We start from the raw sequence: 24277 nt of genomic DNA on the forward strand, positions 1-24277 counted from the left end.
TATTAAATAAATCAAACAAATATATTGAAAAGGTGAATGATAAATGATATAATACTAATATTGTTCGTAAAAAACAAAAGGAGATTAAAAATGGACAAACTATTTAAACTAAAAGAGCACGGGACAGATGTCCGTACAGAGGTGCTTGCTGGTTTAACAACATTCTTTGCAATGAGTTATATTCTCTTTGTAAACCCTCAAATGCTTTCCCAAACGGGTATGCCTGTTCAAGGTGTGTTCTTGGCAACGATTATCGGTTCTGTAGTCGGTACTTTGATGATGGCTTTCTATGCTAATTTGCCGTACGCACAAGCACCAGGTATGGGACTAAATGCCTTCTTCACATTTACAGTTGTATTTGGGATGGGCTATACTTGGAAAGAAGCTCTTGGTATGGTCTTCATTTGTGGAATTATTTCACTGATTATTACCTTGACAAATGTTCGTAAAATGATCATCGAATCTATTCCAACAACACTTCGTTCAGCTATTTCGGCTGGTATTGGTGTTTTCCTTGCCTATGTTGGGATTAAGAATGCTGGTCTCTTGAAATTCTCAATCGATCCAGGTACTTATACGGTAGCAGGTGAAGGAGCGGACAAGGCTCAAGCTGCACTTACTGCAAACTCAGCAGCTGTTCCAGGATTGGTAGACTTCAATACTCCAGCAGTATTGGTGGCTCTTGCAGGTCTGGCTATTACCATCTTCTTTGTTGTTAAAGGCATCAAGGGTGGAATTATTCTTTCTATTTTAACAACGACTGTCCTTGCTATTGCTGTTAAAGTTGTGAATTTGTCAGCGATTGACTTTGCTAGCAACAATCTTTCATCAGCGGTTAATGATTTAGGAACTTTGTTTGGTGCCGCTCTTGGTTCAGAAGGTTTAGGATCTTTGATTTCAAACACTTCACGTTTACCAGAAACCTTGATGGCTATTCTTGCCTTCTCACTAACAGATATTTTTGACACAATCGGTACTCTTATCGGTACTGGTGAAAAAGTTGGTATCGTTGCGACAAGTGGGGAAAACCATGAATCTGCTAAATTGGACAAGGCTCTTTACTCAGACTTGGTGGCAACTTCAGTAGGTGCCATTGCAGGTACTTCAAACGTTACAACCTATGTTGAGTCTGCGGCGGGTATCGGCGCTGGTGGACGTACTGGGTTGACAGCCCTAGTGGTTGCGATCTGTTTTGCTCTATCTAGCTTCTTTAGCCCACTTCTAGCGATTGTTCCGACAGCTGCAACAGCACCAATTTTGATCATCGTCGGAATCATGATGCTTTCTAACTTGAAAAATATCCCTTGGGATGATATGGCTGAAGCGGTTCCTGCCTTCTTCACATCTATCTTTATGGGATTCAGCTACTCTATCACACAAGGGATTGCTGTTGGTTTCTTGACATATACCTTGACAAAAGTTGTCAAAGGTCAAGCCAAGGATGTGCACGTGATGATTTGGATTTTGGATGCCTTGTTTATCCTTAACTATATCAGTATGGCGCTATAAATGGTATAATAGAAAAAGGGGAGTCTCCCCTTTTTAATTATAAGGAGGTACATCATGAAAGATAAGACGATTTGGCAAGAGGTTTTGAACAGAGGGAAATGGGTGCTCATCCTTTTGGTAGCTTTTGTTCTATCTCAATTTCCCATAGGACTTGCTTTGTTTTTAGCAAACAAACAGTTTCCGATTTTACAGTCAGGGCTCTTAGTAGGTGCCCTATCCATAGTCGTTTTGATTGTATTCATTATTGGTGCACGAAAAACACAACTTGCTACTTTTAATCTATCCTTTTTTAAGGCAAAAGACTTGGCTCGCTTGGTACTGAGTTATCTGGTGATTTTTGCGACAAATCTCTTGGGTTCACTCCTGCTTCGACTAACAAATGAGGCAACAACCAATAACCAATCAATACTGAATGGTTTGGTTCAGAATAGTTCCTTGATTTCAACTTTCTTCCTACTAGTCTTGATTGCGCCGATTTGTGAAGAAATTTTGTGTCGTGGAATTATTCCAAAAAAGATCTTCCGTGGAAAAGAAAAACTAGGTTTTGTTGTTGGTGCAATCGTCTTTACCTTGCTCCATATGCCAACCAATCTACCTTCTGTGATTATTTATGGAGGAATGTCAACGGTTTTGACTTGGACAGCCTATAAGACTGAGCGTTTGGAGATGTCCATTTTGCTTCATATAATTCTCAATGGTATTGCATTTTGTTTGTTGGCCTTATTGGTGTTGATTAGTAGAAATCTAGGTCTATCATTCTAAACCATTGGCCTACTTGGAAAAGATGAATACTAACGTGTCCATCTTTTTCTTTTTATGGTAAAATAGAGAAATAATGTGGTGAAAAACCTTGAGGAGTGACCCTATGTCCAATAAAGTCAACCACAAAAAAACAGCTATTTGTGGAATTATCAATGTAACCCCAGACTCCTTTTCGGATGGTGGGCAGTTTCTTGCTCTTGACCAGGCGCTCCAGCAAGCTCGTAAATTAATAGCAGAAGGAGCGAGCATGCTAGATATCGGTGGAGAATCGACTCGGCCGGGCAGTAGCTATGTTGAGATAGAAGAGGAAATCCAGCGTGTTGTTCCAGTGATTAAAGCTATCCGTGAGGAAAGTGATGTTCTCATTTCCATCGATACTTGGAAAAGTCAGGTGGCAGAGGCTGCTTTGGCTGCTGGTGCCAATCTGGTCAATGATATCACTGGTCTCATGGGAGATGAGAAAATGGCGGATGTGGTTGCTAAGGCTGGAGCGAAGGTGGTTATCATGTTTAATCCGGTTATGGCTCGTCCTCAGCATCCTAGTTCGCTCATCTTTCCTCATTTTGGTTTTGGGCAAGCTTTTACAGAGGAAGAGTTAGCTGACTTTGAAAAAATGCCAATCGAAGACCTGATGAAGGCTTTCTTTGACAGAGCCCTAGCGAGAGCGAACCAAGCTGGGATAGCAAGAGAAAACATTTTGCTGGATCCAGGAATTGGCTTTGGTCTGACCAAAAAGGAAAATCTACTCCTTCTACGGGATCTAGATAAACTACACCAGCAAGGCTATCCGATCTTTCTTGGAGTTTCACGTAAGCGATTTGTCATCAATGTCCTAGAAGAAAATGGTTTTGAAGTCAATTCTGAGACCGAACTTGGTTTCCGCAATCGGGATACTGCTTCGGCTCATGTAACCAGTATCGCTGCGAGACAGGGGGTCGAAGTAGTGCGCGTGCACGATGTAGCCAGTCACAGGATGGCAGTTGAAATTGCCTCTGCTATCCGTTTGGCAGATGATGCAGAAAATCTAGATTTAAAACAATATAAATAAGATGAACGAAATTGAAAACAATCAGTGGATTGCCCACTACCGGACCGACCAACCGCATTTCGGTTTGGAGCGAATGGTGGAACTCCTAGCTCTGCGAGGCAATCCCCATCTCAAACTTAAGGTCATCCATATTGGAGGGACCAATGGCAAGGGGTCTACCATTGCTTTTTTGAAAAAGATGCTGGAAAAATTAGGACTGAGAGTTGGGGTGTTCAGCTCGCCCTATCTCATTCATTACACAGATCAGATTAGTATCAATGGGAGATCCATTCCCGAGGCTAGACTAGAAGCGCTCATGGCAGACTATCAGTCTTTGCTTGAGGGGGAATCTGCTACCAATTTGCAGGGGACAACCGAATTTGAGATTATCACAGCTCTAGCCTATGATTACTTTGCCTCAGAACAAGTAGATGTGGCCATCATGGAAGTCGGTATGGGTGGTCTTTTGGATAGTACCAATATCTGTCAACCAATTTTGACAGGAATTACGACCATTGGACTGGATCATGTGGCCCTACTTGGTGACACCTTGGAAGCCATAGCAGAGCAGAAGGCTGGTATTATCAAGCAAGGCATTCCCTTGGTGACAGGTCATATTGTTCCTGAAGCCTTGACTGTGATAGACCCTATTGCAGAAGCTAAAAATGCGCCTAGACTTGCCTATGGGAAAGATTACCAGGTCAGTCACCAAAAGAGTGTGGTGACAGGCGAAATCTTTGATTATACCAGTTCTGTCAGACAAGGTCGCTTTCAAACAGGTCTGCTTGGTTTGCACCAGATAGAAAATGCGGGGATGGCGCTTGCTCTCTTAGACACTTATTGTCAGGAGACTGGGCGAGAATTAGCAAGTAATGACTTGGTTGCTCAAGCTTTGAAAGAAACCAGATGGCCAGGGCGTTTGGAGGTCGTGTCTAGCGACCCCTTGTTGCTTTTGGATGGTGCCCACAATCCCCATGCTATCAAGGCTTTACTAGCAACCTTACAAGAACGCTTTGCGGATTATCATAAGGAAATCCTCTTTACCTGCATCAAAACCAAGGCCTTGGACGATATGCTGGATTTGCTAGGGGAAATGCCAGATACCGAGCTTACCCTTACACATTTTGATGATAGTCGGGCGACGGATGAAAGCGTGCTGAAAGAGACAGCCAAGTCTAGAAATCTCAATTACCAAAGTTGGCAGGATTTTCTAGAGCAGAAATTGACAGATAAAAATGAAGAGAAACAAACAGTTAGGATTGTCACAGGTTCCTTGTATTTCTTGAGCCAAGTGAGAGCCTATCTGATGGAGAGGAAGAACGAGAATGGATACACAAAAGATTGAAACGGCTGTAAAAATGATTATCGAGGCTGTCGGTGAGGATGCTAACCGCGAGGGCTTGCAGGAAACACCTGCTCGCGTAGCCCGTATGTACCAAGAGATTTTTTCAGGTCTTGGCCAAACTGCTGAGGAGCACCTGTCAAAATCCTTTGAGATTATTGATGACAATATGGTAGTGGAAAAGGATATTTTTTTCCATACTATGTGTGAGCACCACTTCTTGCCATTTTATGGGAGAGCGCACATTGCCTACATTCCAGATGGTCGGGTGGCAGGTTTGTCCAAACTTGCCCGTACGGTTGAAGTTTATTCTAAAAAACCACAAATTCAAGAACGATTGAATATTGAAGTGGCCGATGCCTTGATGGACTATCTGGGTGCTAAAGGGGCCTTTGTTGTCATTGAGGCGGAGCATATGTGTATGAGCATGCGTGGTGTCAGAAAACCAGGTACTGCGACTTTGACAACAGTCGCTCGTGGTCTATTTGAAACAGATAAGGACCTAAGAGATCAGGCTTATCGTTTAATGGGACTATGATACCCTTCGAAAATCAAATTCAAACCACGTCAGCTTCCATCTGCAACCTCAAAACAGTGTTTTGAGCAGCCTGCGGATAGCTTCCTAGTTTGCACTTTGATTTTCATTGAGTATAAAAAGAATCCGCTTCATGCGGATTTTTCTAGAAAGGACTAGTTATGGATCAACTGCAGATTAAAGATTTGGAAATTTTTGCCTATCATGGTCTTTTTCCAAGTGAGAAGGAATTGGGGCAGAAGTTTGTCGTTTCAGCCATCTTATCCTATGATATGACCAAGGCGGCTACAGAATTGGATTTGACAGCTTCTGTCCATTACGGAGAATTGTGTCAGCAGTGGACGACTTGGTTTCAGGAAAGCACTGAGGACTTGATTGAAACGGTAGCCTACAAACTAGTTGAACGTACCTTTGAGACCTATCCTCTTGTCCAAGAGATTGAGTTGGAACTAAAAAAACCTTGGGCTCCAGTGCATTTACCGTTGGATACCTGCTCGGTGACCATTCACCGTCGTAAGCAACGGGCCTTTATCGCCCTAGGAAGTAATATGGGAGATAAGCAAGCAAACTTGGAAAAAGCCATTGACAACCTGCGAGCTCGTGGCATCCATATTCTCAAAGAGTCCAGTGTTTTGACGACGGAGCCTTGGGGTGGTGTGGAGCAGGATAGCTTTGCCAATCAGGTGATTGAAGTAGAAACCTGGTTACCAGCATCAGTCTTGTTAGAAACATTATTAGCCATCGAGTCAGAAATGGGGCGGGTGAGAGAAGTGCATTGGGGGCCTCGTTTGATTGATTTGGACCTGCTTTTTGTAGAAGACCAAGTAATCTACACAGACGACCTCATCTTGCCTCATCCTTATATAGCAGAACGCCTCTTTGTTCTTGAGCCGTTAGTGGAAATAGCTCCCCATTTTATCCATCCAATCCTAAAGCAATCAATTCGGTACTTGGTTGACCAGTTGGAGCAAGGAAATGCCTAAGATTTCCGAGACCTATAGCAAGTGGAAGAGTATCGGGGAGGGACTACTTGCTATTGTTTTAGGGCTTCTCTTGATTCGTTTTGGACAAGTTATTCCGCGAATGGGGTACCAGTTGCTGCTGGGCTATTTTTCCTTGTCAGCAGTTTGGCACTTGTTGACTCGCTGGTTTCAAGATAAAAAACGTCGGGAAAATATCTTTGTAACCTTGGGCAAGCTGGTGGTAGCAGCTCTGGTGTTTGACTCTATCATTTTGCAAGATCTTGCCCTCTATCTCTTGGTCTTTATCATTGCGAGCTACCAGCTGTTTACGGGCATCATTAGTCTTGTGACCTGGTCTCTCTATCGAAAAAATGCCATTCATCCTCGGCTCCATCATCTCTTCGATGCTGTATGGATGATAGGATTCGGTCTTTATAGCATCTCTCCTTTTCACGATGCAGCGAATTTTGAATTGCTCTTGCTTGGGTTTTACTTGCTCATGCTAGGAGCCAGTAGCCTCCGGGACGGTTTCTTTTTTGAAAAGATAGAAAACAATCCCAAGCTGAAACGACGTATGCGAATGACCTTGCCAATCTTTGTGACGGCTCTGATTCCTATCAGCACCTTGCGCAAATTGAATGAGTGGCTGGCAAATCATGAAAGTCAAGAAGGGGAAGTTCATTCAGAAAGAAAAAATGACCAGGCGGTTGATCTGGAAATTTTTGTTCATACATCAGAAACCTCCTTTTTCCTTGCTATGGGACATGTGGATATTTGTTATCAAGGTCAGGTTATTTCCTATGGTTCCTATGATCCCCACTCGGAGCGTTTATTCGGCATGGTCGGAGACGGTGTTCTGTTTAAAGCCAATCGGGAAAAATACATCGAGCTCTGTAAGAGAGAAAGTCAGAAGACCTTGTTTGCTTATGGTCTGAGTTTGACAGAACAACAGAAAGCTGCTATCCAAGCTCGCCTAGCAGAGATAGAAGAGCTGTTAATTCCTTGGGAGCCTAGCTCTCAGTTGATGAAAAGAAGAGAGGGAGAGGTCAAGCATACCTACTCCTACCAACTGAAACAGGAAGCAGATGCGACCCTCTATAAATTCAGCTCATCTGAGTTTAAGACCTACTTTGTTCTCAGTACCAATTGTGTTCTGCTAGCAGACTCTATCGTGGGAAAAGCTGGGACGGATATATTAAGTCCCCAAGGTTTCATTGTACCGGGGACTTACCAGGATTACCTTGATTTAGAGTACACAAAACCCAATGGTCTAGTTGTTAGTCGCTCCATTTATTAGAAAAAGAAAACTCTAGTTCCTCAGCAGTTTACGCCGAGAAGCTAGAGTTTTTAAAACAGGTCATTTTCTTCTGGAAGGAGGATGGTTTCCCTACCGTCCAAGTCTAAAACAAGGACCCTAGGAGGATAAAGCGGATCGAAAGGATGATTGAAATCAAAATCGATGCTAGTCGGAAGGTTTTGACTAGAGAAATGGAAGGTAATGGTCCCCTCGTTGTTGAGAAGCTGAAATTCGAGTTCTTCTTCTAATTCAAAGACATTTTTCAAAAAATGATCGATAATGAACCATAAAGAGTCGATAACATCGTCGGGTAGACTGGTCACAACACCAAAACTAGCGGAACGTCTCTGTGTATTTGTAAAAGCCATGTTTCCTTCCCCCCTTTATTTTCCTTATCATACAGCAAAATGTCTTAAAAATCAAGAAATCCTACTCGCTTTTTCAAAATGGGAATAAACTGTGAAATTTTTCCAAAGTTTCTCTAAAAAATACTTGAAAGTGTTTACAATAAGTGATAAAATGGAGTAAGTAGATGCGTGAAAGCGAAATTTTCATTATAGAAAGGAAACGGAATGAACACAGATGATACAGTAACGATTTATGACGTCGCCCGTGAAGCAGGAGTTTCAATGGCAACAGTTAGCCGTGTCGTTAATGGCAACAAGAATGTTAAAGAGAACACTCGAAAAAAAGTCCTAGAAGTGATTGATCGCTTGGACTATCGTCCAAATGCGGTAGCACGTGGTTTGGCTAGCAAGAAAACAACGACAGTCGGAGTTGTGATTCCGAACATTACCAATGGTTATTTCTCAACACTTGCTAAGGGAATTGACTACATTGCTGAAATGTACAAGTATAACATTGTCCTTGCAAATAGTGATGAGGATGATGAAAAGGAAGTTTCAGTAGTCAACACTCTCTTTTCAAAACAAGTCGATGGGATTATCTTTATGGGCTATCACTTGACTGAAAAGATTCGTTCAGAGTTTTCTCGTTCACGGACACCGGTTGTTCTTGCTGGTACTGTGGATGTCGAACACCAACTTCCAAGTGTGAATATCGACTACAAACAAGCAACGATTGATGCTGTGAGTTACCTTCTCAAAGAAAATGAGAAAATTGCTTTTGTGAGTGGACCACTCGTCGATGATATCAATGGCAAGGTTCGTTTGATCGGTTACAAGGAAGCCTTGAAAAAAGCTGGACATTCTTATAGTGAGGGCTTGGTCTTTGAATCAAAATACAGCTATGATGATGGCTATGCCTTGGCAGAACGCTTGATTTCATCACAAGCTACAGCCGCAGTTGTAACAGGTGATGAATTGGCGGCAGGTGTGTTGAATGGTTTGGCTGACCATGGCGTATCTGTGCCAGAAGAGTTTGAAATCATCACGACAGATGACTCTCAGATTGCACGATTCACTCGTCCAAACTTGACTACTATTGCCCAACCTCTTTATGATCTAGGTGCTATCAGCATGCGTATGTTGACTAAGATTATGCATAAGGAAGAGTTGGAAGAACGTGAAGTTCTCTTGCCTCATGGTTTGACAGAGCGCCGCTCTACACGAAAACGTAAATAGAAAAAATCAGGAAATCGTGAGATTTCCTGATTTTGCGTTCTAGAGAAGAGGATTAGCCTTCCATATAGTCTTTCAAAGCCTGTCCTTTTAGTCCAGCATTAAGGGCAATTAATAATTTGAGGCGCGCTTTTTGAGCGTTGAGTTCTTTGACAAAGAAAACACCAGCTCGTTGCAACTGCACTCCTCCACCTTGGTAGGCGTAGACAGGTTCAGCAATGCCATTAAAGCATCGTGAGACCAAGGCGACTGGAATTCCTTTTTGCAGGAGATTTTCCAACTTTTGAGCTGTTTCTTTGGGAACATTGCCTGCTCCGAAGGCCTGAATAACTAAGCCATCCAGCTGTTCCAAGTCTAACATATCAATCAGCTCGTCTGTCATACCGGCATAGGCTGAGATGATGGGAACCAGACCTTGAATATGCTCAAGATCAAACCGGACACGAGGTTCAGCCGTTTTGAAGTAGAGGATTTCTTGCTTCATGATGAGGCCAAGTGGTCCATGTGTTGGGGTTTGAAAGGTGCTGACGTTGGTCGTATGAGTTTTGGTAACATACTTGGCTGCGTGGATCTCGTCGTTCATGACGACCAGTACACCCTTGTCGGCTGCTTTGTCATCGCTGGCAACTCGCAAAGCGCTCAGATAGTTATATACACCGTCGCTACCAAGTTCGTTTGAACTACGCATGGCCCCTGTTAGAACGATGGGGATGGGCGGAATTTTCATGGTATCAAGGAAGTAGGCTGTTTCTTCTAAGGTATCTGTACCATGTGTGATGACAACTCCATCATAGTTATCAGCTTCCTCTTTAATCTTATGATAGAGTGCAAGCATATGCTTGGGTTTGATATGAGGGCTTGGCAGATTAAAAAAGTCTAGGGCATGAACCTCAATCCCTTCAAGCGGATTGGAAACATGGTTCATGGGATTTTCCTGGCTAGTTACAACGGCACCAGTGGCGTCTGCTTGCATGGAAATAGTCCCACCTGTATGTAAAACAAGGATTTTCTTAGGCATGATTTAGTCACTCTTTCTGAAATGTGGTATAATCATTGTAACACAAAAGGGGAGAATGGGACAGGATGGAAGTCAAGGCTGTTTTTTTTGATATCGATGGAACGCTAGTCAACGATCGCAAGAGTGTTTTGAAATCCACTAAGGACGCGATTAAGATTGTCAAAGAGCAAGGAGTGCTTGTTGGAGTAGCGACAGGACGAGGGCCGTTTTTTGTCAAGGAATTGATGGAAGACTTGGACCTAGACTTTGCGGTGACCTACAATGGCCAATACATTTTTAATAAAGAAAAGGTACTCTTTGCAAGCCCAATCGCTAAGTCAAGCCTACGTCAACTGATTGCTTATGCTAAAAAGGAGCGTAAAGAAATCGCTCTTGGAACCGAGCATGCCGTTGTTGGTTCGAAGATTATGTCATTTGGTCTCGGCTCCTTTTCCCAACTGGTTAGTCGTTTTATTCCGACTGTTCTGACAAGAACCGTTAGCCGTTCCTTTAATCGAATGGTCAGCAAGGCAGTTCCTCAAAAGGAAGACGACTTGCTTAACTTGATTAATCAACCCATTTATCAAGTTTTGATGCTGATGACGCCAGAAGAATCTGAGAAGGCAGCAAGTGATTTTGAAGATTTGAAATTAACTCGAAGCAATCCTTTTGCAGCAGATATCATTAACCAAGGAAATTCCAAACTAGAAGGCATTCGCCGAGTCGGGAAAGAATATGGCTTTGATCTCAACCAAGTCATGGCCTTTGGTGATTCAGACAACGATCTGGAAATGTTAGCGGGTGTTGGTATGTCGGTTGCTATGGGAAATGGCAGTAGCAGTGTCAAAGAAGTTGCCAAGCATATTACGGCAAGTAATCAACAAGATGGTATCCACAAGGCGCTCGAGCACTTTGGTGTTTTGGCTTCAGAAAAAGTGTTTGTCAGTCGAGACTACCACTTTAATAAGGTCAAGACCTTCCACCACATGATGGATGAACGAACTCAAGAAGAGCCACAGGCATGGGATGTTGAAGGTGCAACCCACCGCGCAGACTTTAAAATTGAAGAATTAGTAGAGTTTGTTCGCGCAGCAAGTTCTTCGGAGGAAGAATTCCAAGACTCCCTTGCAAGCATGCATGAGGCACTTGATAAAGCGGCAGAGAAAGTGGCGAAAAAGACACCTGCTAAGCAAAATCTGGTCGGTCAAGTGGATGCTTTGATTGACACACTGTATTTTACATACGGTAGTTTTGTTTTGATGGGAGTAGACCCAGAACGCATTTTTGATATTGTCCATGAAGCGAATATGGGGAAGGTTTTCCCTGATGGAAAAGCTCATTTTGACCCAGTTACACACAAGATTTTAAAGCCAGATGACTGGGAAGAAAAATATGCTCCAGAACCTGCCATCCGACAGGAACTACAACGTCAGTTTAAAGCTTATGAGCGACATAAAGAAAGAAAAAAATAGAAACAAAAAGGAGCTCAAGGCTCCCTTTTTTAATGATTACAATGTTTTTTCACTTTCTCTCACGACCAGTAAATCGACTTTTGCATGGCGGAGAATGTACTCAGATGAAGAACCAACCAAGAGGCGTTCAAAGGCATTGAGCCCTGTTGCACCAACGAGAATCAGGTCGACATTTTCTGCGTCTGGAATAGTACGGGCAAGGAGGGTTTTTGGATTTCCCATTTCGATGACGATGTGAATATCGGTCACACCAGCATCTCTTGCGCGCTTTTCGTACTCCTTCATCAGACTTTCAGCGTCGACTTGGAGTTCTTCGTAAACTTCAGCATCAAAGGTAGACACGCTTTGAAGAGCGCGTGTGTCGATAACATGGGCAATGGTGAGCTTGGATTCGTTGCGTAGAGCAGTGTAAACACCTTTGACGAAAGCCAAGTCTGCTTCTTTAGAACCATCAATTGCGACCATAACATTTTGGTAACGTTGTGCCATAATGAAACCTCCTGAAATTTTCTTACTGTTATTGTAACCCTTTTCACTAAAGAAGTAAAGTAAAAATCATATTTAAATAAATATTATTGGAGATTCAATTTGGTGGAGATATGTTAAAATAAAAGAAAACGAGATACGAGATAGTAGGAAACACAACGAGGGGATGAGAAAGTATGAAAGGGTCTGTTCAAGCTTCTAAAAAAATAAGTTTTCTTTATCATGGAATTATCCTTGCGTCACTTGTAGGAGAAGTAGTGATGCTTTGGCAGCTGGAAAGAGTCGTGCCCGTTCTTTATTCAGGATTTGTTGGATTTCTTCTCTTTCACTTGGTCTACCACATCATTTTATTGGTGATTGCAAAGAGAAGTGGTCGCTTGGACTATTTGGTCACGTGGGGGCTCTTTCTCATGTTTAATCTTTTGTATGATTCTTTTATAGCGCTGATCTTTCTAGGTTTGTCTTTTGGTATGTGAGAAAATACTTCTGTATTCTAGTTGTTTAGACGGTGAGAACCTAGTCGTTGTGAGTTTTTTCTTTGCTTGCTCATTTCAGGAAACTTGTCGCAATCCCTTTCTAGTGGTATAATGTTACTATCTCTATGAATTGAGGAAACAAGATGAAAGAATATAACAAGTCTAGTAAGTTAGAGCATGTTGCCTATGATATCCGTGGTCCTGTTTTGGAAGAAGCTATGCGGATGCGAGCAAACGGAGAAAAGATTTTACGTCTGAATACAGGAAATCCAGCAGAATTTGGCTTTACAGCGCCAGATGAGGTCATTCATGACTTGATTATGAATGCGCGTGATAGTGAGGGATATTCTGACTCCAAAGGGATTTTCTCAGCCCGTAAGGCCATCATGCAGTATTGTCAACTGAAGAAATTTCCCAATGTAGACATTGATGATATCTACCTTGGAAATGGTGTCAGTGAGCTGATTGTTATGTCCATGCAAGGGCTTTTGGATAATGGCGATGAGGTCTTGGTGCCTATGCCAGACTATCCTCTCTGGACAGCCGCGGTCAGCCTAGCTGGGGGAAATGCCGTTCACTATATCTGTGATGAAGCTGCAGAATGGTACCCAGATATTGACGATATTAAGTCAAAAATTACTTCCAATACCAAGGCAATCGTCCTTATCAATCCAAATAACCCAACTGGAGCCCTTTATCCTAAGGAACTCTTGTTGGAGATTATTGAGATTGCTCGTCAAAACGATTTGATCATCTTTGCGGACGAAATCTACGACCGCATGGTAATGGATGGGCATGTGCATACGCCTGTGGCGAGCTTGGCACCTGATGTTTTCTGTGTCAGCATGAATGGTCTGTCAAAATCTCACCGTATCGCAGGTTTTCGTGTAGGCTGGATGGTCTTATCTGGACCTAAGACTCATGTTAAGGGCTATATCGAAGGGCTCAATATGCTGTCAAATATGCGCCTTTGCTCCAACGTTTTGGCCCAGCAAGTCGTACAAACTTCACTAGGTGGGCACCAGTCAGTGGATGAATTGCTCCTTCCTGGTGGACGGATTTACGAGCAAAGAAACTTCATTTACAATGCCATCCAAGATATTCCAGGTTTGTCTGCGGTCAAGCCAAAGGCGGGTCTTTATATCTTCCCTAAAATTGACCGCAATATGTACCGCATCGATGATGATGAACAGTTCGTTCTTGATTTCTTGAAGCAGGAAAAGGTTCTCTTGGTTCATGGTCGTGGTTTTAACTGGAAGGAACCAGACCATTTCCGTATCGTTTATCTTCCTCGTGTGGACGAATTGGCGCAAATCCAAGAAAAGATGACACGTTTCTTGAGTCAGTATCGTAGATAAGGCTTTCATAGGGAAAAGCAGGAAACATTTACTTAGAGCTATTGACAAATAGGTCAGAATCAGATAGAATAGTAAAGTATGTTTAGTAACTGATCACTTTATAGCCGGCTAAACGAATACAAAATCTATGAGGAGGTATTCATCGTGAAACGTACTTATCAACCAAGTAAACTTCGTCGTGCGCGTAAACACGGATTCCGTAACCGTATGTCAACTAAAAACGGTCGTCGCGTATTGGCAGCTCGTCGTCGTAAAGGACGCAAAGTTTTGGCTGCTTAATCCAAACGAATTCAACAAAGAAGTCAGTAGGAACTCGAGTCTACTGGCTTTTCTTTTTATCTTAAAGGGTGCATTGTCCTTGAAATCGGTCATTTTAGATGAAACTCGTGGAGGGCTCTTTTAAAAGGTCATATACAAAAAACTCAAAACCAGATATAAGTTACTGATTTTGAGTTTTTGTTTATTCTTTTAAGTGATAAGAGTAGCTAGCGATAACGACGTCTTCATGCCATCTGAGAGCGTATTTTAGTTTGAGGCTCATTTGATTGTGCAGGATATTTTGCCAAGGCTTGTTAGGGATAAACTGTGGGACAAGGACTGTAACAGTGTAGTTTTTTTGCTTAGCTTCTTGGGCGATTCGTTTGACATACTTAACGCTAGGGGTGATGATGTCGCGGTAGCTAGTATTGATATTCTTCAGAGTGATATTTGGGAAGTAATCGGCAAATTCCTGAAGAATTTCTTGGTCTTTTTCGGCCGTTTCTTTAGTAGAAATGTGCATGGCTAACACTTCATCACCGATACTTTGAGCGTAGTTAATGGCTCCGACACTTACTCGAGTGACATTTCCTACTAGGACAAGGACAAGGTTACCGTCATAAGTGCGCTTTTCAATTCCTTCGTAGAGTCGTAGTTGTTTTGCCACTTTTTGGTAATGGCTGTGAATGGACAAAAAGAGGAAAGTTAGAACTAGGATAATTGGGAAGAATGGCCAGATATCACCCAGTCTGAAGAGGAGTAAAATGAGGACAATAGCATAACAAATGATGGCCCCAAGGATATTAGCAAAGGCAGGTTTTAAAAAGTTTGCTCCTTTTTCCTTTTTCCAATGGCGAATCATCCCAGTCTGAGAAAGGGCAAAGGGAACGAAGACCCCGATAGTATAAAGAGGAATCAAGCGTTCAGTATTCCCGTTAAAAATGAGAAGAAGGATCATAGCCCCAAAGGCCAGAGTTAAGATACCGTTGGAGTAGCCGAGACGATCCCCCTTTTCCATAAAGAGATGGGGCATGTACTTGTTTTTAGCCATATTGTAAGCCAGCATAGGGAAGGCTGAAAAGCCAGTATTTGCAGCTACAGCTAGAATCAGGGCTGTTGAGAACTGGAAGAGATAGTAGCTAGCATGACCAAAGAATGAATCACCAAGAATGCCCTTGGCCATTTGCGAGAGGATGGTTTCTCCATTTTGAGGAGTGATGCCCATCCAGTAGTTTAGGAAGGTAATGCCTGCAAAAAGAAATCCTAAAATCAGCGACATGATGGTCAGAGTCTGAGCAGCATTCTTTTCTTTCGGAGTTTTGAAAAATGGTACCGCATTTGAAATAGCCTCAACCCCTGTCAGAGAGGCAGAGCCACTGGTAAAGGCTCTCAATAGGAGAACGATGGAAAGGCTCGGAACGGTTTGTCCAATGGTTGAAGTCGCCTGATAGTTTAGGGAACCTGTAAATAGTTGAAAGAACCCATAAAGCAAGAGAAAGACGGTACTGAAGATAAAGAGGTAGACGGGAATCATCAGAGAGCTGGCAGATTCTTTCAATCCTCTTAAATTCAAGAGCATGAGCAGACAGACTAGGAAAATAGAGATATGAAGATTATAGGGATGGAGGGCAGGGATGGCTGCAGTAATAGCATCAGCCCCAGACGCAACGGATACGGCTACTGTCAGCATATAGTCAACAAGGAGGCTGCCTCCTGCAATCAAGCCTAGCTCGGGAGATAGATTTTCCCGAGTGACCATATAAGCTCCTCCACCTTGAGGATAGGCGTGAATAATTTGACGATAGGAAATGGTCAAACTAGCGAGGAGTAAGAGGACAAAAATACCGATAGGGAGGCTCCACCAAATAGCGAGAGGAGAGAGACTGACTAAAACGAGAATGACTTGTTCAGGTCCATAGGCAATAGAAGACAGGGCATCACTGGATAACATTGCAAGTGCCTGCATTTTCCCTAACAATCCCCCTTCACCATCTGTGAGAGACTTGAGTGGTCGACCGATAAAGGTATATTTTAATTTTCTAAACATTTTCTTTTCCTTTGATGAAAATTTCAATAAGTGTTATTATACTGCTTTGAAAAAGGGCAGTCAAGGGAGAATGATTGGTATTAGAATATTTTTACAAGCCGAGGAATGCTATTTTTGGTATAATAGATGGAAGAAAATGAGGTTAGAAGTGATGATTTTTGATACGCACACACATTTAAATGTGGAGGAATTTGCAGGACGTGAGGCCGAAGAAATCGCCTTGGCTGCTGAAATGGGTGTGACACAGATGAATATTGTTGGTTTTGATACACCGACCATTGAGCGAGCCCTAGAATTGACAGATGAGTATGAGCAACTCTACGCAACTATTGGCTGGCATCCGACGGAAGCAGGGACTTACACAGATGAGGTCGAAGCTTACTTGCTTGAAAAACTAAAACATCCCAAGGTTGTTGCTTTAGGTGAGATTGGACTGGACTACCATTGGATGACAGCACCTAAGGAAGTGCAGGAGCAGGTTTTTCGTCGTCAGATTCAGTTGTCTAAGGACTTGAATTTGCCTTTTGTGGTCCATACCCGTGATGCGCTAGAAGATACTTATGAGATTATCAAGGGTGAGGGCGTTGGTCCTCGTGGTGGGATTATGCATTCATTTTCAGGCTCTCTCGAGTGGGCTGAGAAGTTTGTCGAGCTTGGCATGACCATTTCTTTCTCAGGAGTGGTGACCTTTAAGAAAGCAACGGATATCCAAGAAGCTGCTAGAGAGCTTCCTTTAGACAAGATTTTGGTAGAGACGGATGCGCCCTATCTGGCTCCTGTTCCTAAACGTGGCCGTGAAAACAAAACAGCCTACACACGCTATGTGGTAGATTTTATCGCGGATTTGCGTGGGATGACGACCGAAGAGCTGGCGGCAGCAACGACTGCAAATGCAGAGCGTATCTTTGGATTGGACAGCAAGTGATGAAAGAAAAAAATTCCCAAGTCATCGTGGTCGAAGGTCGCGATGATACGGCCAATCTCAAACGTTACTTTGATGTAGAGACCTATGAAACACGAGGTTCTGCCATTAATGACCAGGATATAGAACGCATTCAGCGCCTGCATGATTTGCATGGAGTCATTGTCTTTACAGACCCTGACTTTAATGGGGAGCGGATTCGTCGCATGATTATGACGGCCATTCCAACGGTACAGCATGCCTTTCTCAAGCGAGATGAGGCTGTTCCCAAATCCAAGTCCAAGGGACGTTCTCTGGGAATCGAACACGCCAGCTATGAAGACCTAAAAACAGCGCTGGCTCAGGTGACAGAGCAATTTGAAAACGAGAACGAGTTTAACATCAGTCGTGGTGACTTGATTCGCCTAGGTTTCCTAGCGGGAGCAGACAGTCGTAGACGCCGAGAGTATCTAGGCGAACAGCTCCGCATCGGCTATTCCAATGGAAAACAGCTGCTCAAGCGGTTGGAGTTGTTTGGAGTAACCTTGGCAGAGGTAGAAGAAGTGATGGCTAAGTATTCAGTCTAACGGAGTAAGGAATGAAAAAAGTAATTATTACGGGTGGCAATAGTGGTATTGGCTACCAGTCTGCTAAACAGTTGGCTGAAAAGGGCTGGTCGGTAACTCTCTTTTGTAGACGGAAAGAAGCTGCCGAGCAAGCTTGTGAGGAAATTCGTCAGCAGACAGGAAATCCACATATAGATTATATATTGGTTGATCTATCTGATATGAAGAGTATCAGAAAAGCGGCGGAACAGTATATTCAAAAAGAAGACGTTCTAGACGTTCTGATTAACAATGCGGCTGATTTTGATTTGTCAGTCAAAAAGCCCATCCTGACTAGAGAGGGATTAGAAAAGCAATTTGCGACCAATGTTGTCGCCCCTTTCTTGCTTTCTATCTTGTTGAAAGGTTTGTTGGAAAAATCTGAGAGTGGTCGGATTATTAATATTTCTTCCCAAGGGTTGATGCTTTATCCCTTCATGAAGCTTGATTTTGAAAATTTAGCTGGTCAAAAACATTATAGTCCTGCCAAGACCTATTATCAGAATAAACTAGCCTTGTTGATGCTGTCGCTTTATATGCGGAAACATTGGAATGGTATCAAAATTCAGGCAATCCGTGTGACCAATGTCAAAGTTGATATGCGCCGCTATGATCACCTCAGCACTTTTATGAAAAATTTGTATAAAATCAAGTCAAGATTTTCGATTAGTCCTGAAGAAATGGCCAAAGTCTACACAGCCTTATCTACAGAAGATGGCCATGACGGTTTTCTGTATGACGAGAAATGCAGGGAAGTAAAAGCAAATAGATCTGCTTACGAAGAAGAGGAGCAAGCAAAACTATATTCCTTACTTGAACAACTGACATTTTCAAGAGACAATCTATAAAGAATTAGAAAAATAAATTTTATGCTTACTTCAAGAGTGGAAAGAAATTTAGATATCGAAATCTGTTTGCAGAGTCCTGAAAAGTGATAACAATAACCAGATAGCCCGAAAATATAAGGGGAATGTGTTACAATAGAGGTACTTAGATTTATTTTGATAGCGTTAAAATAGAAACTTATAAGGACAGAACGAAATGAAAATCCGAGTTGACAGAGATTCTGTGTGTATTGGGGATGATGTATTGCCCCATGAGACAGAATTTGAGATTTCTGAAGATATGACGGTGAAAGAATTTTTTGACTTTCTAGAAAAGGAACGTTATTTGCCGTCTGTTCAAGGAAATAATGTGGCCTGGGAACTCCGTAATCGAAATGGAGAACAAGGTGTTTATTTCACCAAAACACGAGAGATTATCTATCCAGATGCGGTCTTAAAAGAAATGCTGGAAGGAATTACTGAGATTCCCTTATTTGTTTTGCTCTATCATTATACCCCGGAAGCATACTATATTAGAAAAGAGAATAAATGAGAATTGCAGATTATAGCGTGACTAAGGCAGTGCTGGAGCGTCACGGTTTTACCTTTAAAAAATCCTTTGGGCAAAATTTCCTGACGGATACCAATATCCTTCAAAAAATTGTGGATACGACTGAAATTGATGACCAGGTTAATGTTATCGAAATCGGGCCAGGTATTGGGGCCTTGACGGAGTTTTTGGCTGAGCGTGCAGCTGAAGTTATGGCCTTTGAGATTGACCACCGTTTGGTGCCAATTCTAGCGGATACCCTACGTGATTTTGACAATGTTACCGTAGTCAACGAGGACATTCTCAAGGTCGATTTGGCGCAGCATATTCAGAATTTCAAAAATCCTGACCTGCCCATTAAGGTGGTAGCCAACTTGCCTTACTACATTACGACGCCTATTCTCATGCACTTGATTGAAAGTGGCATTCCTTTTAGCGAGTTTGTGGTTATGATGCAGAAAGAAGTCGCGGACCGTATCTCCGCACAGCCAAATACCAAGGCTTATGGTAGTTTGTCTATTGCTGTGCAGTATTATATGACAGCTAAGGTTGCCTTCATCGTGCCTCGTACGGTCTTTGTGCCAGCCCCAAACGTGGACTCAGCCATTTTAAAAATGGTGCGTCGTCCAGAGCCTGCTGTAGCAGTGAAAGATGAGAACTTCTTCTTTAAGGTTTCCAAGGCTAGCTTCACTCATCGTCGCAAGACCTTATGGAACAACTTAACAGGTTATTTTGGGAAGACCGAAGAAATCAAGGACAAACTGACCAAGGCTTTGGATCAGGCAGGCTTGTCTCCATCTGTGCGTGGTGAAGCTCTCAGCTTGGCAGAATTTGCCAGTCTGGCAGATGCGCTTAAAGGACAAGGATTCTAAGATGCAGGGACAAATCATTAAAGCCTTGGCAGGCTTCTATTATGTGGAGAGTGAGGACCAAGTCTATCAGACACGCGCGCGTGGAAATTTCCGCAAAAAAGGTCATACACCTTATGTCGGAGACTGGGTAGACTTTTCTGCCGAGGAAAATTCAGAAGGTTATATCCTCAAAATTCACGAACGGAAAAACAGTCTGGTCCGTCCGCCTATTGTCAATATTGAGCAAGCCGTGGTGATCATGTCCGCCAAGGAACCTGACTTCAACAGCAACTTGTTGGATCGCTTCTTGGTTCTTTTGGAACACAAGGGCATTCATCCTATTGTTTATATTTCTAAAATGGACTTGCTGGAAGATAGGGAAGAATTAAGTTTTTACCAACAAACCTATCGTGCCATTAGTTACGACTTTGTGACTAGTAAAGAAGAACTTTTGCCTTTGTTGACAGGAAAAGTGACGGTCTTTATGGGGCAGACTGGTGTTGGCAAATCAACCCTCCTCAATAAAATCGCACCAGATCTCAATCTTGAAACAGGAGAAATCTCAGACAGTCTGGGTCGCGGTCGTCATACCACTCGAGCTGTTAGTTTTTACAACCTCAATGGGGGTAAAATCGCGGACACACCAGGCTTTTCATCACTGGATTATGAAGTGTCAACGGCTGAAGACCTCAATCAGGCCTTTCCAGAGATTGCTAGTGTTAGTCGAGACTGCAAGTTCCGTACTTGTACCCATACCCATGAGCCGTCTTGTGCGGTTAAGCCAGCTGTAGAAGAAGGCGCTATTGCAACCTTCCGTTTTGACAACTACCTGCAATTTCTCAGTGAAATTGAAAATCGCAGAGAAACCTATAAAAAAGTCAGCAAAAAAATTCCAAAATAAGGAGAAACCTATGTCTCAATACAAGATTGCTCCGTCAATTCTGGCAGCAGATTATGCCAACTTTGAACGTGAAATCAAACGCCTAGAAGCAACTGGTGCAGAATATGCCCATATCGATATCATGGATGGTCACTTTGTACCGCAAATCAGTTTTGGTGCAGGTGTGGTCGAAGCTCTTCGTCCTCATAGCAAGATGGTCTTTGACTGCCACTTGATGGTAGCTAATCCAGAGCATCATCTAGAAGACTTTGCGCGTGCAGGTGCAGATATCATCAGCATTCATGTTGAAGCAACACCTCATATCCATGGTGCTCTTCAAAAGATTCGTTCTCTAGGTGTCAAACCTTCTGTTGTCATTAACCCTGGTACGCCGGTTGAAGCTATCAAACACGTACTTCACCTAGTTGACCAAGTTTTGGTGATGACGGTTAACCCTGGCTTCGGCGGGCAAGCCTTTCTACCTGAAACCATGGATAAGATTCGTGAGTTGGTTGCCCTTCGTGAGGAAAAAGGTTTGAGCTTTGAGATTGAAGTCGATGGCGGTATTGATGATCAAACCATTGCTCAAGCCAAAGAAGCTGGAGCGACCGTTTTTGTAGCAGGATCCTATGTCTTTAAGGGAGATGTCAATGAACGAGTGCAAAATCTCAGAAAAAAACTGGACTAGGGTTGCTGTTTTTGCCGGCGGAGATCGCGGTCATTATCGGACGGATTTTGATTGCTTTGTCGGTGTGGATCGCGGTTCGCTCTGGGTCTTGGAAGAAGATCTGCCTCTCACTCTAGCAGTTGGGGATTTTGATTCGGTGACTGCAGACGAACGTCAGTTGATTCAAAAACGTGCCCAACATTTTGTTCAAGCCCAGCCAGAAAAGGATGATACGGATCTGGAACTAGCACTTTTAACGATTTTTGAAAAAAATCCTCAAGCCCAAGTGACCATTTTTTGGGCTTTGGGTGGTCGTATTGATCATATGCTGGCTAATGTCTTTCTGCCTAGCAATCCCAAGTTGGCACCCTATATGCGCCAGATAGCGATTGAGGATGGGCAAAACTTGATTGCCTATTGTCCAGAAGGAACCAGTCAGCTAGAGCCCCGTTCAGACTACGATTACCTAGCCTTTATGCCAGTTCGGGATAGTCAGTTGACCATTATCGGTGCTAAGTACGAATTGACTGAGGAAAATTTTTTCTTTAAAAAAGTGTACGCTTCTAACGAATATATAGATAGGGAAGTTGCGGTAACTTGCCCTGATAGCTATGTGGTTGTCTTGCATAGCAAGGACAGGAGGTAGGATGGAGACTGTATTACTACTATTATTAATTGCCAACCTAGCTGGACTCTTTCTGATTTGGCAAAGGCAGGATAAGCAAGACAAGTACCTAGCCAAGAGCTTGGAGGATCAGGCAGACAATCTTTCAGATCAACTGGATTATCGCTTTGAACAAGCTAGGCAAGCCAGTCAGCTAGATCAAAAAGACTTGGAAGTGGCTGTCAGCGACCGTTTGCAAGAAGTGCGAATGGAGTTGCACCAAGGCCTGACGCAAGTCCGTCAAGAAATGACAGATAATCTTTTGCAAACTAGAGACAAGACCGACCAACGTCTCCAAGCCCTGCAGGAATCAAATGAGCAACGCTTGGAACAAATACGCCAGACAGTCGAGGAAAAGTTGGAAAAGACCTTGCAGACGCGCTTGCAGGCTTCCTTCGAGACAGTTTCCAAGCAACTAGAGTCTGTCAATCGTGGCCTTGGAGAGATGCAGACAGTTGCCCGTGATGTCGGTGCACTTAACAAGGTTCTCTCTGGGACCAAGACGCGAGGAATTCTGGGAGAATTGCAACTGGGGCAAATCATTGAAGATATCATGACACCTGCCCAGTACGAACGAGAATTTGCAACGGTTGAAAACTCCAGTGAACGAGTAGAGTATGCCATCAAGTTACCTGGACAGGGTGACCAGGAATATGTCTATTTACCGATTGACTCCAAGTTTCCACTGGCGGATTATTACCGCTTAGAAGAAGCTTATGAAGCAGGTGATAAGGACGAAATCGAACGCTGTCGTAAGTCACTCCTAGCCAGCGTCAAGCGCTTTGCCAAGGATATCAAGAGCAAGTATCTGGCGCCACCTCGGACGACTAATTTTGGAGTCTTGTTTGTCCCGACAGAGGGACTCTACTCAGAAATCGTCCGCAATCCGGTCTTCTTTGATGACTTGAGACGGGAGGAGCAGATTATTGTTGCTGGACCAAGTACCTTATCAGCCCTTCTCAATTCCCTATCAGTTGGCTTCAAAACTCTCAATATCCAAAAGAGTGCTGACCATATCAGCAAGACCCTTGCCAGTGTCAAAACCGAGTTTGGCAAGTTCGGAGGCATTCTGGTCAAGGCACAAAAGCATCTCCAACATGCCTCTGGCAATATTGATGAATTATTAAACCGTCGTACCACAGCTATCGAGCGGACGCTCCGTCACATTGAGTTATCAGAAGGTGAGCCTGCGCTTGATCTACTCCATTTCCAAGAAAATGAGGAAGAATATGAAGATTAGTCACATGAAAAAAGATGAGCTGTTTGAAGGTTTTTACCTGATTAAGTCAGCTGACCTGAGACAGACACGAGCTGGGAAAAACTACCTAGCCTTTACCTTCCAAGACGATAGTGGCGAGATTGAAGGAAAACTCTGGGATGCCCAACCTCATAACGTTGAGGCCTTTACCGCAGGGAAAGTCGTCCACATGCAGGGGCGTCGAGAAGTTTATAATAATACTCCACAGGTTAATCAAATCACTCTCCGCTTGCCTCAGCCTGGGGAACCCAATGATCCAGCTGACTTCAAGGTCAAATCGCCGGTTGATGTCAAGGAGATTCGTGACTACATGTCGCAAATGATTTTCAAGATTGAAAATCCTGTCTGGCAGCGTATCGTTCGTAGTCTCTACACCAAGTATGATAAGGAATTCTACTCCTATCCGGCTGCCAAGACCAACCACCATGCCTTTGAAACGGGTTTGGCTTTTCACACGGCAACCATGGTGCGTTTGGCAGATGCCATTAGCGATATCTATCCTCAGCTCAATAAGAGCCTCCTCTATGCCGGGATTATGTTGCACGACTTGGCCAAGGTTATTGAGTTGACGGGACCAGACCAGACGGAGTACACAGTGCGAGGCAATCTTCTTGGTCATATCGCTCTGATTGATAGCGAAATTACCAAGACTGTCATGGAACTAGGCATCGATGATACTAGAGAAGAAGTGGTGCTACTGCGCCATGTCATCCTCAGTCACCATGGCTTACTGGAGTATGGAAGTCCAGTCCGTCCACGCATTATGGAGGCAGAAATTATCCATATGATTGACAATCTAGATGCCAGCATGATGATGATGTCAACAGCTCTAGCTTTGGTGGACAAAGGAGAAATGACCAATAAAATCTTTGCTATGGACAATCGTTCCTTCTATAAACCAGATTTAGATTAATAATTTAAGAAAAACGAGCATTTTTTACGCAATAATGTTCGTTTTTTTATGTGAAT

The 24277-nt window shown here is 43.2% G+C and carries 26 protein-coding genes; 22 read left to right on the top strand and 4 right to left on the bottom strand.

Going from position 1 to position 24277, the window contains the following annotated elements:
* The first annotated feature begins 90 nt into the window (after nt 1-90).
* The 7 genes from KX728_RS01065 (at nt 91) to KX728_RS01095 (ending at nt 7434) form a co-directional block, all read left to right on the top strand.
* On the top strand, nt 91-1509 hold the full coding sequence (locus KX728_RS01065) for an NCS2 family permease (protein WP_139689533.1): 1419 nt from the start codon (nt 91-93) through the stop codon (nt 1507-1509).
* A gap of 54 nt (nt 1510-1563) precedes the next feature.
* On the top strand, nt 1564-2271 hold the full coding sequence (locus tag KX728_RS01070) for a CPBP family intramembrane glutamic endopeptidase (protein WP_215805085.1): 708 nt from the start codon (nt 1564-1566) through the stop codon (nt 2269-2271).
* Between the two features lie 103 nt (nt 2272-2374).
* The gene (gene folP, locus KX728_RS01075; RefSeq protein WP_084881336.1) at nt 2375-3319 is read left to right on the top strand and encodes a dihydropteroate synthase; all 945 of its coding nucleotides are present in this window, start codon (nt 2375-2377) and stop codon (nt 3317-3319) included.
* A 1-nt stretch (nt 3320) separates the two neighbouring features.
* Nucleotides 3321-4643: a bifunctional folylpolyglutamate synthase/dihydrofolate synthase gene (locus KX728_RS01080; RefSeq protein ID WP_215805084.1), complete on the top strand. Its 1323-nt coding sequence runs from the start codon at nt 3321-3323 to the stop codon at nt 4641-4643.
* The gene (gene folE, locus KX728_RS01085; protein ID WP_000380931.1) at nt 4624-5178 is read left to right on the top strand and encodes a GTP cyclohydrolase I FolE; all 555 of its coding nucleotides are present in this window, start codon (nt 4624-4626) and stop codon (nt 5176-5178) included. Before KX728_RS01080 ends, folE begins: the two co-directional genes overlap by 20 nt.
* A gap of 158 nt (nt 5179-5336) precedes the next feature.
* Nucleotides 5337-6158, top strand: coding sequence for a 2-amino-4-hydroxy-6-hydroxymethyldihydropteridine diphosphokinase (gene folK, locus KX728_RS01090; protein WP_215805083.1), 822 nt, complete (start codon nt 5337-5339; stop codon nt 6156-6158).
* On the top strand, nt 6151-7434 hold the full coding sequence (locus tag KX728_RS01095; protein ID WP_215805082.1) for a DUF308 domain-containing protein: 1284 nt from the start codon (nt 6151-6153) through the stop codon (nt 7432-7434). The genes folK and KX728_RS01095 overlap by 8 nt, the downstream gene beginning before the upstream one ends.
* A 50-nt stretch (nt 7435-7484) precedes the next feature.
* Here the strand turns inward: KX728_RS01095 and KX728_RS01100 are convergent, their stop codons facing one another.
* Nucleotides 7485-7802, bottom strand: a complete 318-nt coding sequence (locus KX728_RS01100) for a DUF960 domain-containing protein (protein ID WP_215805081.1) — start codon at nt 7800-7802, stop codon at nt 7485-7487.
* A 204-nt stretch (nt 7803-8006) separates the two neighbouring features.
* Here KX728_RS01100 and ccpA point away from each other — a divergent pair, with 204 nt between their 5' ends.
* Nucleotides 8007-9017, top strand: coding sequence for a catabolite control protein A (gene ccpA, locus KX728_RS01105; RefSeq protein ID WP_215805080.1), 1011 nt, complete (start codon nt 8007-8009; stop codon nt 9015-9017).
* Nucleotides 9018-9069: 52 nt separating this feature from the next.
* Here the strand turns inward: ccpA and KX728_RS01110 are convergent, their stop codons facing one another.
* Nucleotides 9070-10032, bottom strand: coding sequence for an asparaginase (locus KX728_RS01110; RefSeq protein WP_061426607.1), 963 nt, complete (start codon nt 10030-10032; stop codon nt 9070-9072).
* 65 nt (nt 10033-10097) lie between these two features.
* Between KX728_RS01110 and KX728_RS01115 the strand changes: the two genes are divergently transcribed.
* Complete coding sequence (locus tag KX728_RS01115) at nt 10098-11483, top strand: Cof-type HAD-IIB family hydrolase (protein ID WP_219108650.1); 1386 nt, start codon at nt 10098-10100, stop codon at nt 11481-11483.
* A gap of 36 nt (nt 11484-11519) precedes the next feature.
* Here the strand turns inward: KX728_RS01115 and KX728_RS01120 are convergent, their stop codons facing one another.
* On the bottom strand, nt 11520-11972 hold the full coding sequence (locus KX728_RS01120) for a universal stress protein (protein ID WP_000079162.1): 453 nt from the start codon (nt 11970-11972) through the stop codon (nt 11520-11522).
* A 173-nt stretch (nt 11973-12145) separates the two neighbouring features.
* Between KX728_RS01120 and KX728_RS01125 the strand changes: the two genes are divergently transcribed.
* The 3 genes from KX728_RS01125 to rpmH all read left to right on the top strand — a co-directional run bounded on the left by KX728_RS01125 (nt 12146) and on the right by rpmH (nt 14082).
* Nucleotides 12146-12445 (top strand): hypothetical protein, encoded by a 300-nt coding sequence (locus KX728_RS01125; protein ID WP_215805078.1) that lies wholly within the window; start codon nt 12146-12148, stop codon nt 12443-12445.
* A gap of 143 nt (nt 12446-12588) precedes the next feature.
* Entirely contained in the window at nt 12589-13803 is a 1215-nt protein-coding gene (locus KX728_RS01130) for a pyridoxal phosphate-dependent aminotransferase (protein WP_049490443.1), read from the top strand.
* A 144-nt stretch (nt 13804-13947) separates the two neighbouring features.
* Complete coding sequence (gene rpmH / locus KX728_RS01135) at nt 13948-14082, top strand: 50S ribosomal protein L34 (protein ID WP_000831905.1); 135 nt, start codon at nt 13948-13950, stop codon at nt 14080-14082.
* 181 nt (nt 14083-14263) lie between these two features.
* Here the strand turns inward: rpmH and kimA are convergent, their stop codons facing one another.
* Nucleotides 14264-16108, bottom strand: a complete 1845-nt coding sequence (gene kimA, locus KX728_RS01140; protein WP_070696060.1) for a potassium transporter KimA — start codon at nt 16106-16108, stop codon at nt 14264-14266.
* Nucleotides 16109-16259: 151 nt separating this feature from the next.
* Between kimA and KX728_RS01145 the strand changes: the two genes are divergently transcribed.
* From KX728_RS01145 to KX728_RS01190, 10 genes are all read left to right on the top strand, one after another.
* Nucleotides 16260-17033, top strand: a complete 774-nt coding sequence (locus KX728_RS01145; protein WP_215805099.1) for a TatD family hydrolase — start codon at nt 16260-16262, stop codon at nt 17031-17033.
* A complete protein-coding gene (gene rnmV, locus KX728_RS01150; protein ID WP_215805077.1) occupies nt 17033-17596 on the top strand; it encodes a ribonuclease M5 in 564 nt (187 codons plus the stop codon). Before KX728_RS01145 ends, rnmV begins: the two co-directional genes overlap by 1 nt.
* A gap of 11 nt (nt 17597-17607) precedes the next feature.
* On the top strand, nt 17608-18462 hold the full coding sequence (locus KX728_RS01155) for an SDR family NAD(P)-dependent oxidoreductase (protein WP_125413395.1): 855 nt from the start codon (nt 17608-17610) through the stop codon (nt 18460-18462).
* A gap of 193 nt (nt 18463-18655) precedes the next feature.
* Complete coding sequence (locus KX728_RS01160; protein WP_125413396.1) at nt 18656-18991, top strand: hypothetical protein; 336 nt, start codon at nt 18656-18658, stop codon at nt 18989-18991.
* Nucleotides 18988-19860, top strand: a complete 873-nt coding sequence (gene rsmA / locus KX728_RS01165) for a 16S rRNA (adenine(1518)-N(6)/adenine(1519)-N(6))-dimethyltransferase RsmA (RefSeq protein ID WP_125413397.1) — start codon at nt 18988-18990, stop codon at nt 19858-19860. The genes KX728_RS01160 and rsmA overlap by 4 nt, the downstream gene beginning before the upstream one ends.
* A 1-nt stretch (nt 19861) precedes the next feature.
* Nucleotides 19862-20740 carry a ribosome small subunit-dependent GTPase A gene (gene rsgA, locus KX728_RS01170; RefSeq protein WP_125413398.1) on the top strand — a complete coding sequence of 293 codons (879 nt, stop codon included), beginning with the start codon at nt 19862-19864 and terminating at the stop codon, nt 20738-20740.
* Between the two features lie 10 nt (nt 20741-20750).
* Nucleotides 20751-21407: a ribulose-phosphate 3-epimerase gene (gene rpe, locus KX728_RS01175; RefSeq protein WP_125413399.1), complete on the top strand. Its 657-nt coding sequence runs from the start codon at nt 20751-20753 to the stop codon at nt 21405-21407.
* Nucleotides 21370-22032, top strand: a complete 663-nt coding sequence (locus KX728_RS01180) for a thiamine diphosphokinase (RefSeq protein ID WP_215805076.1) — start codon at nt 21370-21372, stop codon at nt 22030-22032. Before rpe ends, KX728_RS01180 begins: the two co-directional genes overlap by 38 nt.
* Nucleotide 22033: 1 nt before the next feature.
* A complete protein-coding gene (locus KX728_RS01185; RefSeq protein ID WP_215805075.1) occupies nt 22034-23290 on the top strand; it encodes a DNA recombination protein RmuC in 1257 nt (418 codons plus the stop codon).
* Nucleotides 23280-24221, top strand: a complete 942-nt coding sequence (locus KX728_RS01190; protein ID WP_096753357.1) for a 3'-5' exoribonuclease YhaM family protein — start codon at nt 23280-23282, stop codon at nt 24219-24221. The genes KX728_RS01185 and KX728_RS01190 overlap by 11 nt, the downstream gene beginning before the upstream one ends.
* The last annotated feature ends 56 nt before the right edge of the window (nt 24222-24277 follow it).

It is taken from the genome of Streptococcus oralis, from assembly GCF_019334565.1.
GTDB lineage: Bacteria > Bacillota > Bacilli > Lactobacillales > Streptococcaceae > Streptococcus > Streptococcus oralis_CR.

What these genes read in the sequence shown, in the direction of transcription:
- KX728_RS01120 (WP_000079162.1), bottom strand. Translation starts at nt 11,972, where the DNA reads ATGGCACAACGTTACCAAAATGTTATGGTCGCAATTGATGGTTCTAAA.
- rsmA (WP_125413397.1), top strand. Translation starts at nt 18,988, where the DNA reads ATGAGAATTGCAGATTATAGCGTGACTAAGGCAGTGCTGGAGCGTCAC.
- kimA (WP_070696060.1), bottom strand. Translation starts at nt 16,108, where the DNA reads ATGTTTAGAAAATTAAAATATACCTTTATCGGTCGACCACTCAAGTCT.
- KX728_RS01100 (WP_215805081.1), bottom strand. Translation starts at nt 7,802, where the DNA reads ATGGCTTTTACAAATACACAGAGACGTTCCGCTAGTTTTGGTGTTGTG.
- folK (WP_215805083.1), top strand. Translation starts at nt 5,337, where the DNA reads ATGGATCAACTGCAGATTAAAGATTTGGAAATTTTTGCCTATCATGGT.
- KX728_RS01130 (WP_049490443.1), top strand. Translation starts at nt 12,589, where the DNA reads ATGAAAGAATATAACAAGTCTAGTAAGTTAGAGCATGTTGCCTATGAT.
- KX728_RS01125 (WP_215805078.1), top strand. Translation starts at nt 12,146, where the DNA reads ATGAAAGGGTCTGTTCAAGCTTCTAAAAAAATAAGTTTTCTTTATCAT.
- KX728_RS01080 (WP_215805084.1), top strand. Translation starts at nt 3,321, where the DNA reads ATGAACGAAATTGAAAACAATCAGTGGATTGCCCACTACCGGACCGAC.
- KX728_RS01185 (WP_215805075.1), top strand. Translation starts at nt 22,034, where the DNA reads ATGGAGACTGTATTACTACTATTATTAATTGCCAACCTAGCTGGACTC.
- KX728_RS01110 (WP_061426607.1), bottom strand. Translation starts at nt 10,032, where the DNA reads ATGCCTAAGAAAATCCTTGTTTTACATACAGGTGGGACTATTTCCATG.
- KX728_RS01115 (WP_219108650.1), top strand. Translation starts at nt 10,098, where the DNA reads ATGGAAGTCAAGGCTGTTTTTTTTGATATCGATGGAACGCTAGTCAAC.
- KX728_RS01180 (WP_215805076.1), top strand. Translation starts at nt 21,370, where the DNA reads ATGAACGAGTGCAAAATCTCAGAAAAAAACTGGACTAGGGTTGCTGTT.
- ccpA (WP_215805080.1), top strand. Translation starts at nt 8,007, where the DNA reads ATGAACACAGATGATACAGTAACGATTTATGACGTCGCCCGTGAAGCA.
- rnmV (WP_215805077.1), top strand. Translation starts at nt 17,033, where the DNA reads ATGAAAGAAAAAAATTCCCAAGTCATCGTGGTCGAAGGTCGCGATGAT.
- KX728_RS01145 (WP_215805099.1), top strand. Translation starts at nt 16,260, where the DNA reads ATGATTTTTGATACGCACACACATTTAAATGTGGAGGAATTTGCAGGA.
- rpe (WP_125413399.1), top strand. Translation starts at nt 20,751, where the DNA reads ATGTCTCAATACAAGATTGCTCCGTCAATTCTGGCAGCAGATTATGCC.
- folP (WP_084881336.1), top strand. Translation starts at nt 2,375, where the DNA reads ATGTCCAATAAAGTCAACCACAAAAAAACAGCTATTTGTGGAATTATC.
- KX728_RS01155 (WP_125413395.1), top strand. Translation starts at nt 17,608, where the DNA reads ATGAAAAAAGTAATTATTACGGGTGGCAATAGTGGTATTGGCTACCAG.
- folE (WP_000380931.1), top strand. Translation starts at nt 4,624, where the DNA reads ATGGATACACAAAAGATTGAAACGGCTGTAAAAATGATTATCGAGGCT.
- KX728_RS01095 (WP_215805082.1), top strand. Translation starts at nt 6,151, where the DNA reads ATGCCTAAGATTTCCGAGACCTATAGCAAGTGGAAGAGTATCGGGGAG.
- rsgA (WP_125413398.1), top strand. Translation starts at nt 19,862, where the DNA reads ATGCAGGGACAAATCATTAAAGCCTTGGCAGGCTTCTATTATGTGGAG.
- KX728_RS01160 (WP_125413396.1), top strand. Translation starts at nt 18,656, where the DNA reads ATGAAAATCCGAGTTGACAGAGATTCTGTGTGTATTGGGGATGATGTA.
- KX728_RS01190 (WP_096753357.1), top strand. Translation starts at nt 23,280, where the DNA reads ATGAAGATTAGTCACATGAAAAAAGATGAGCTGTTTGAAGGTTTTTAC.
- KX728_RS01065 (WP_139689533.1), top strand. Translation starts at nt 91, where the DNA reads ATGGACAAACTATTTAAACTAAAAGAGCACGGGACAGATGTCCGTACA.
- KX728_RS01070 (WP_215805085.1), top strand. Translation starts at nt 1,564, where the DNA reads ATGAAAGATAAGACGATTTGGCAAGAGGTTTTGAACAGAGGGAAATGG.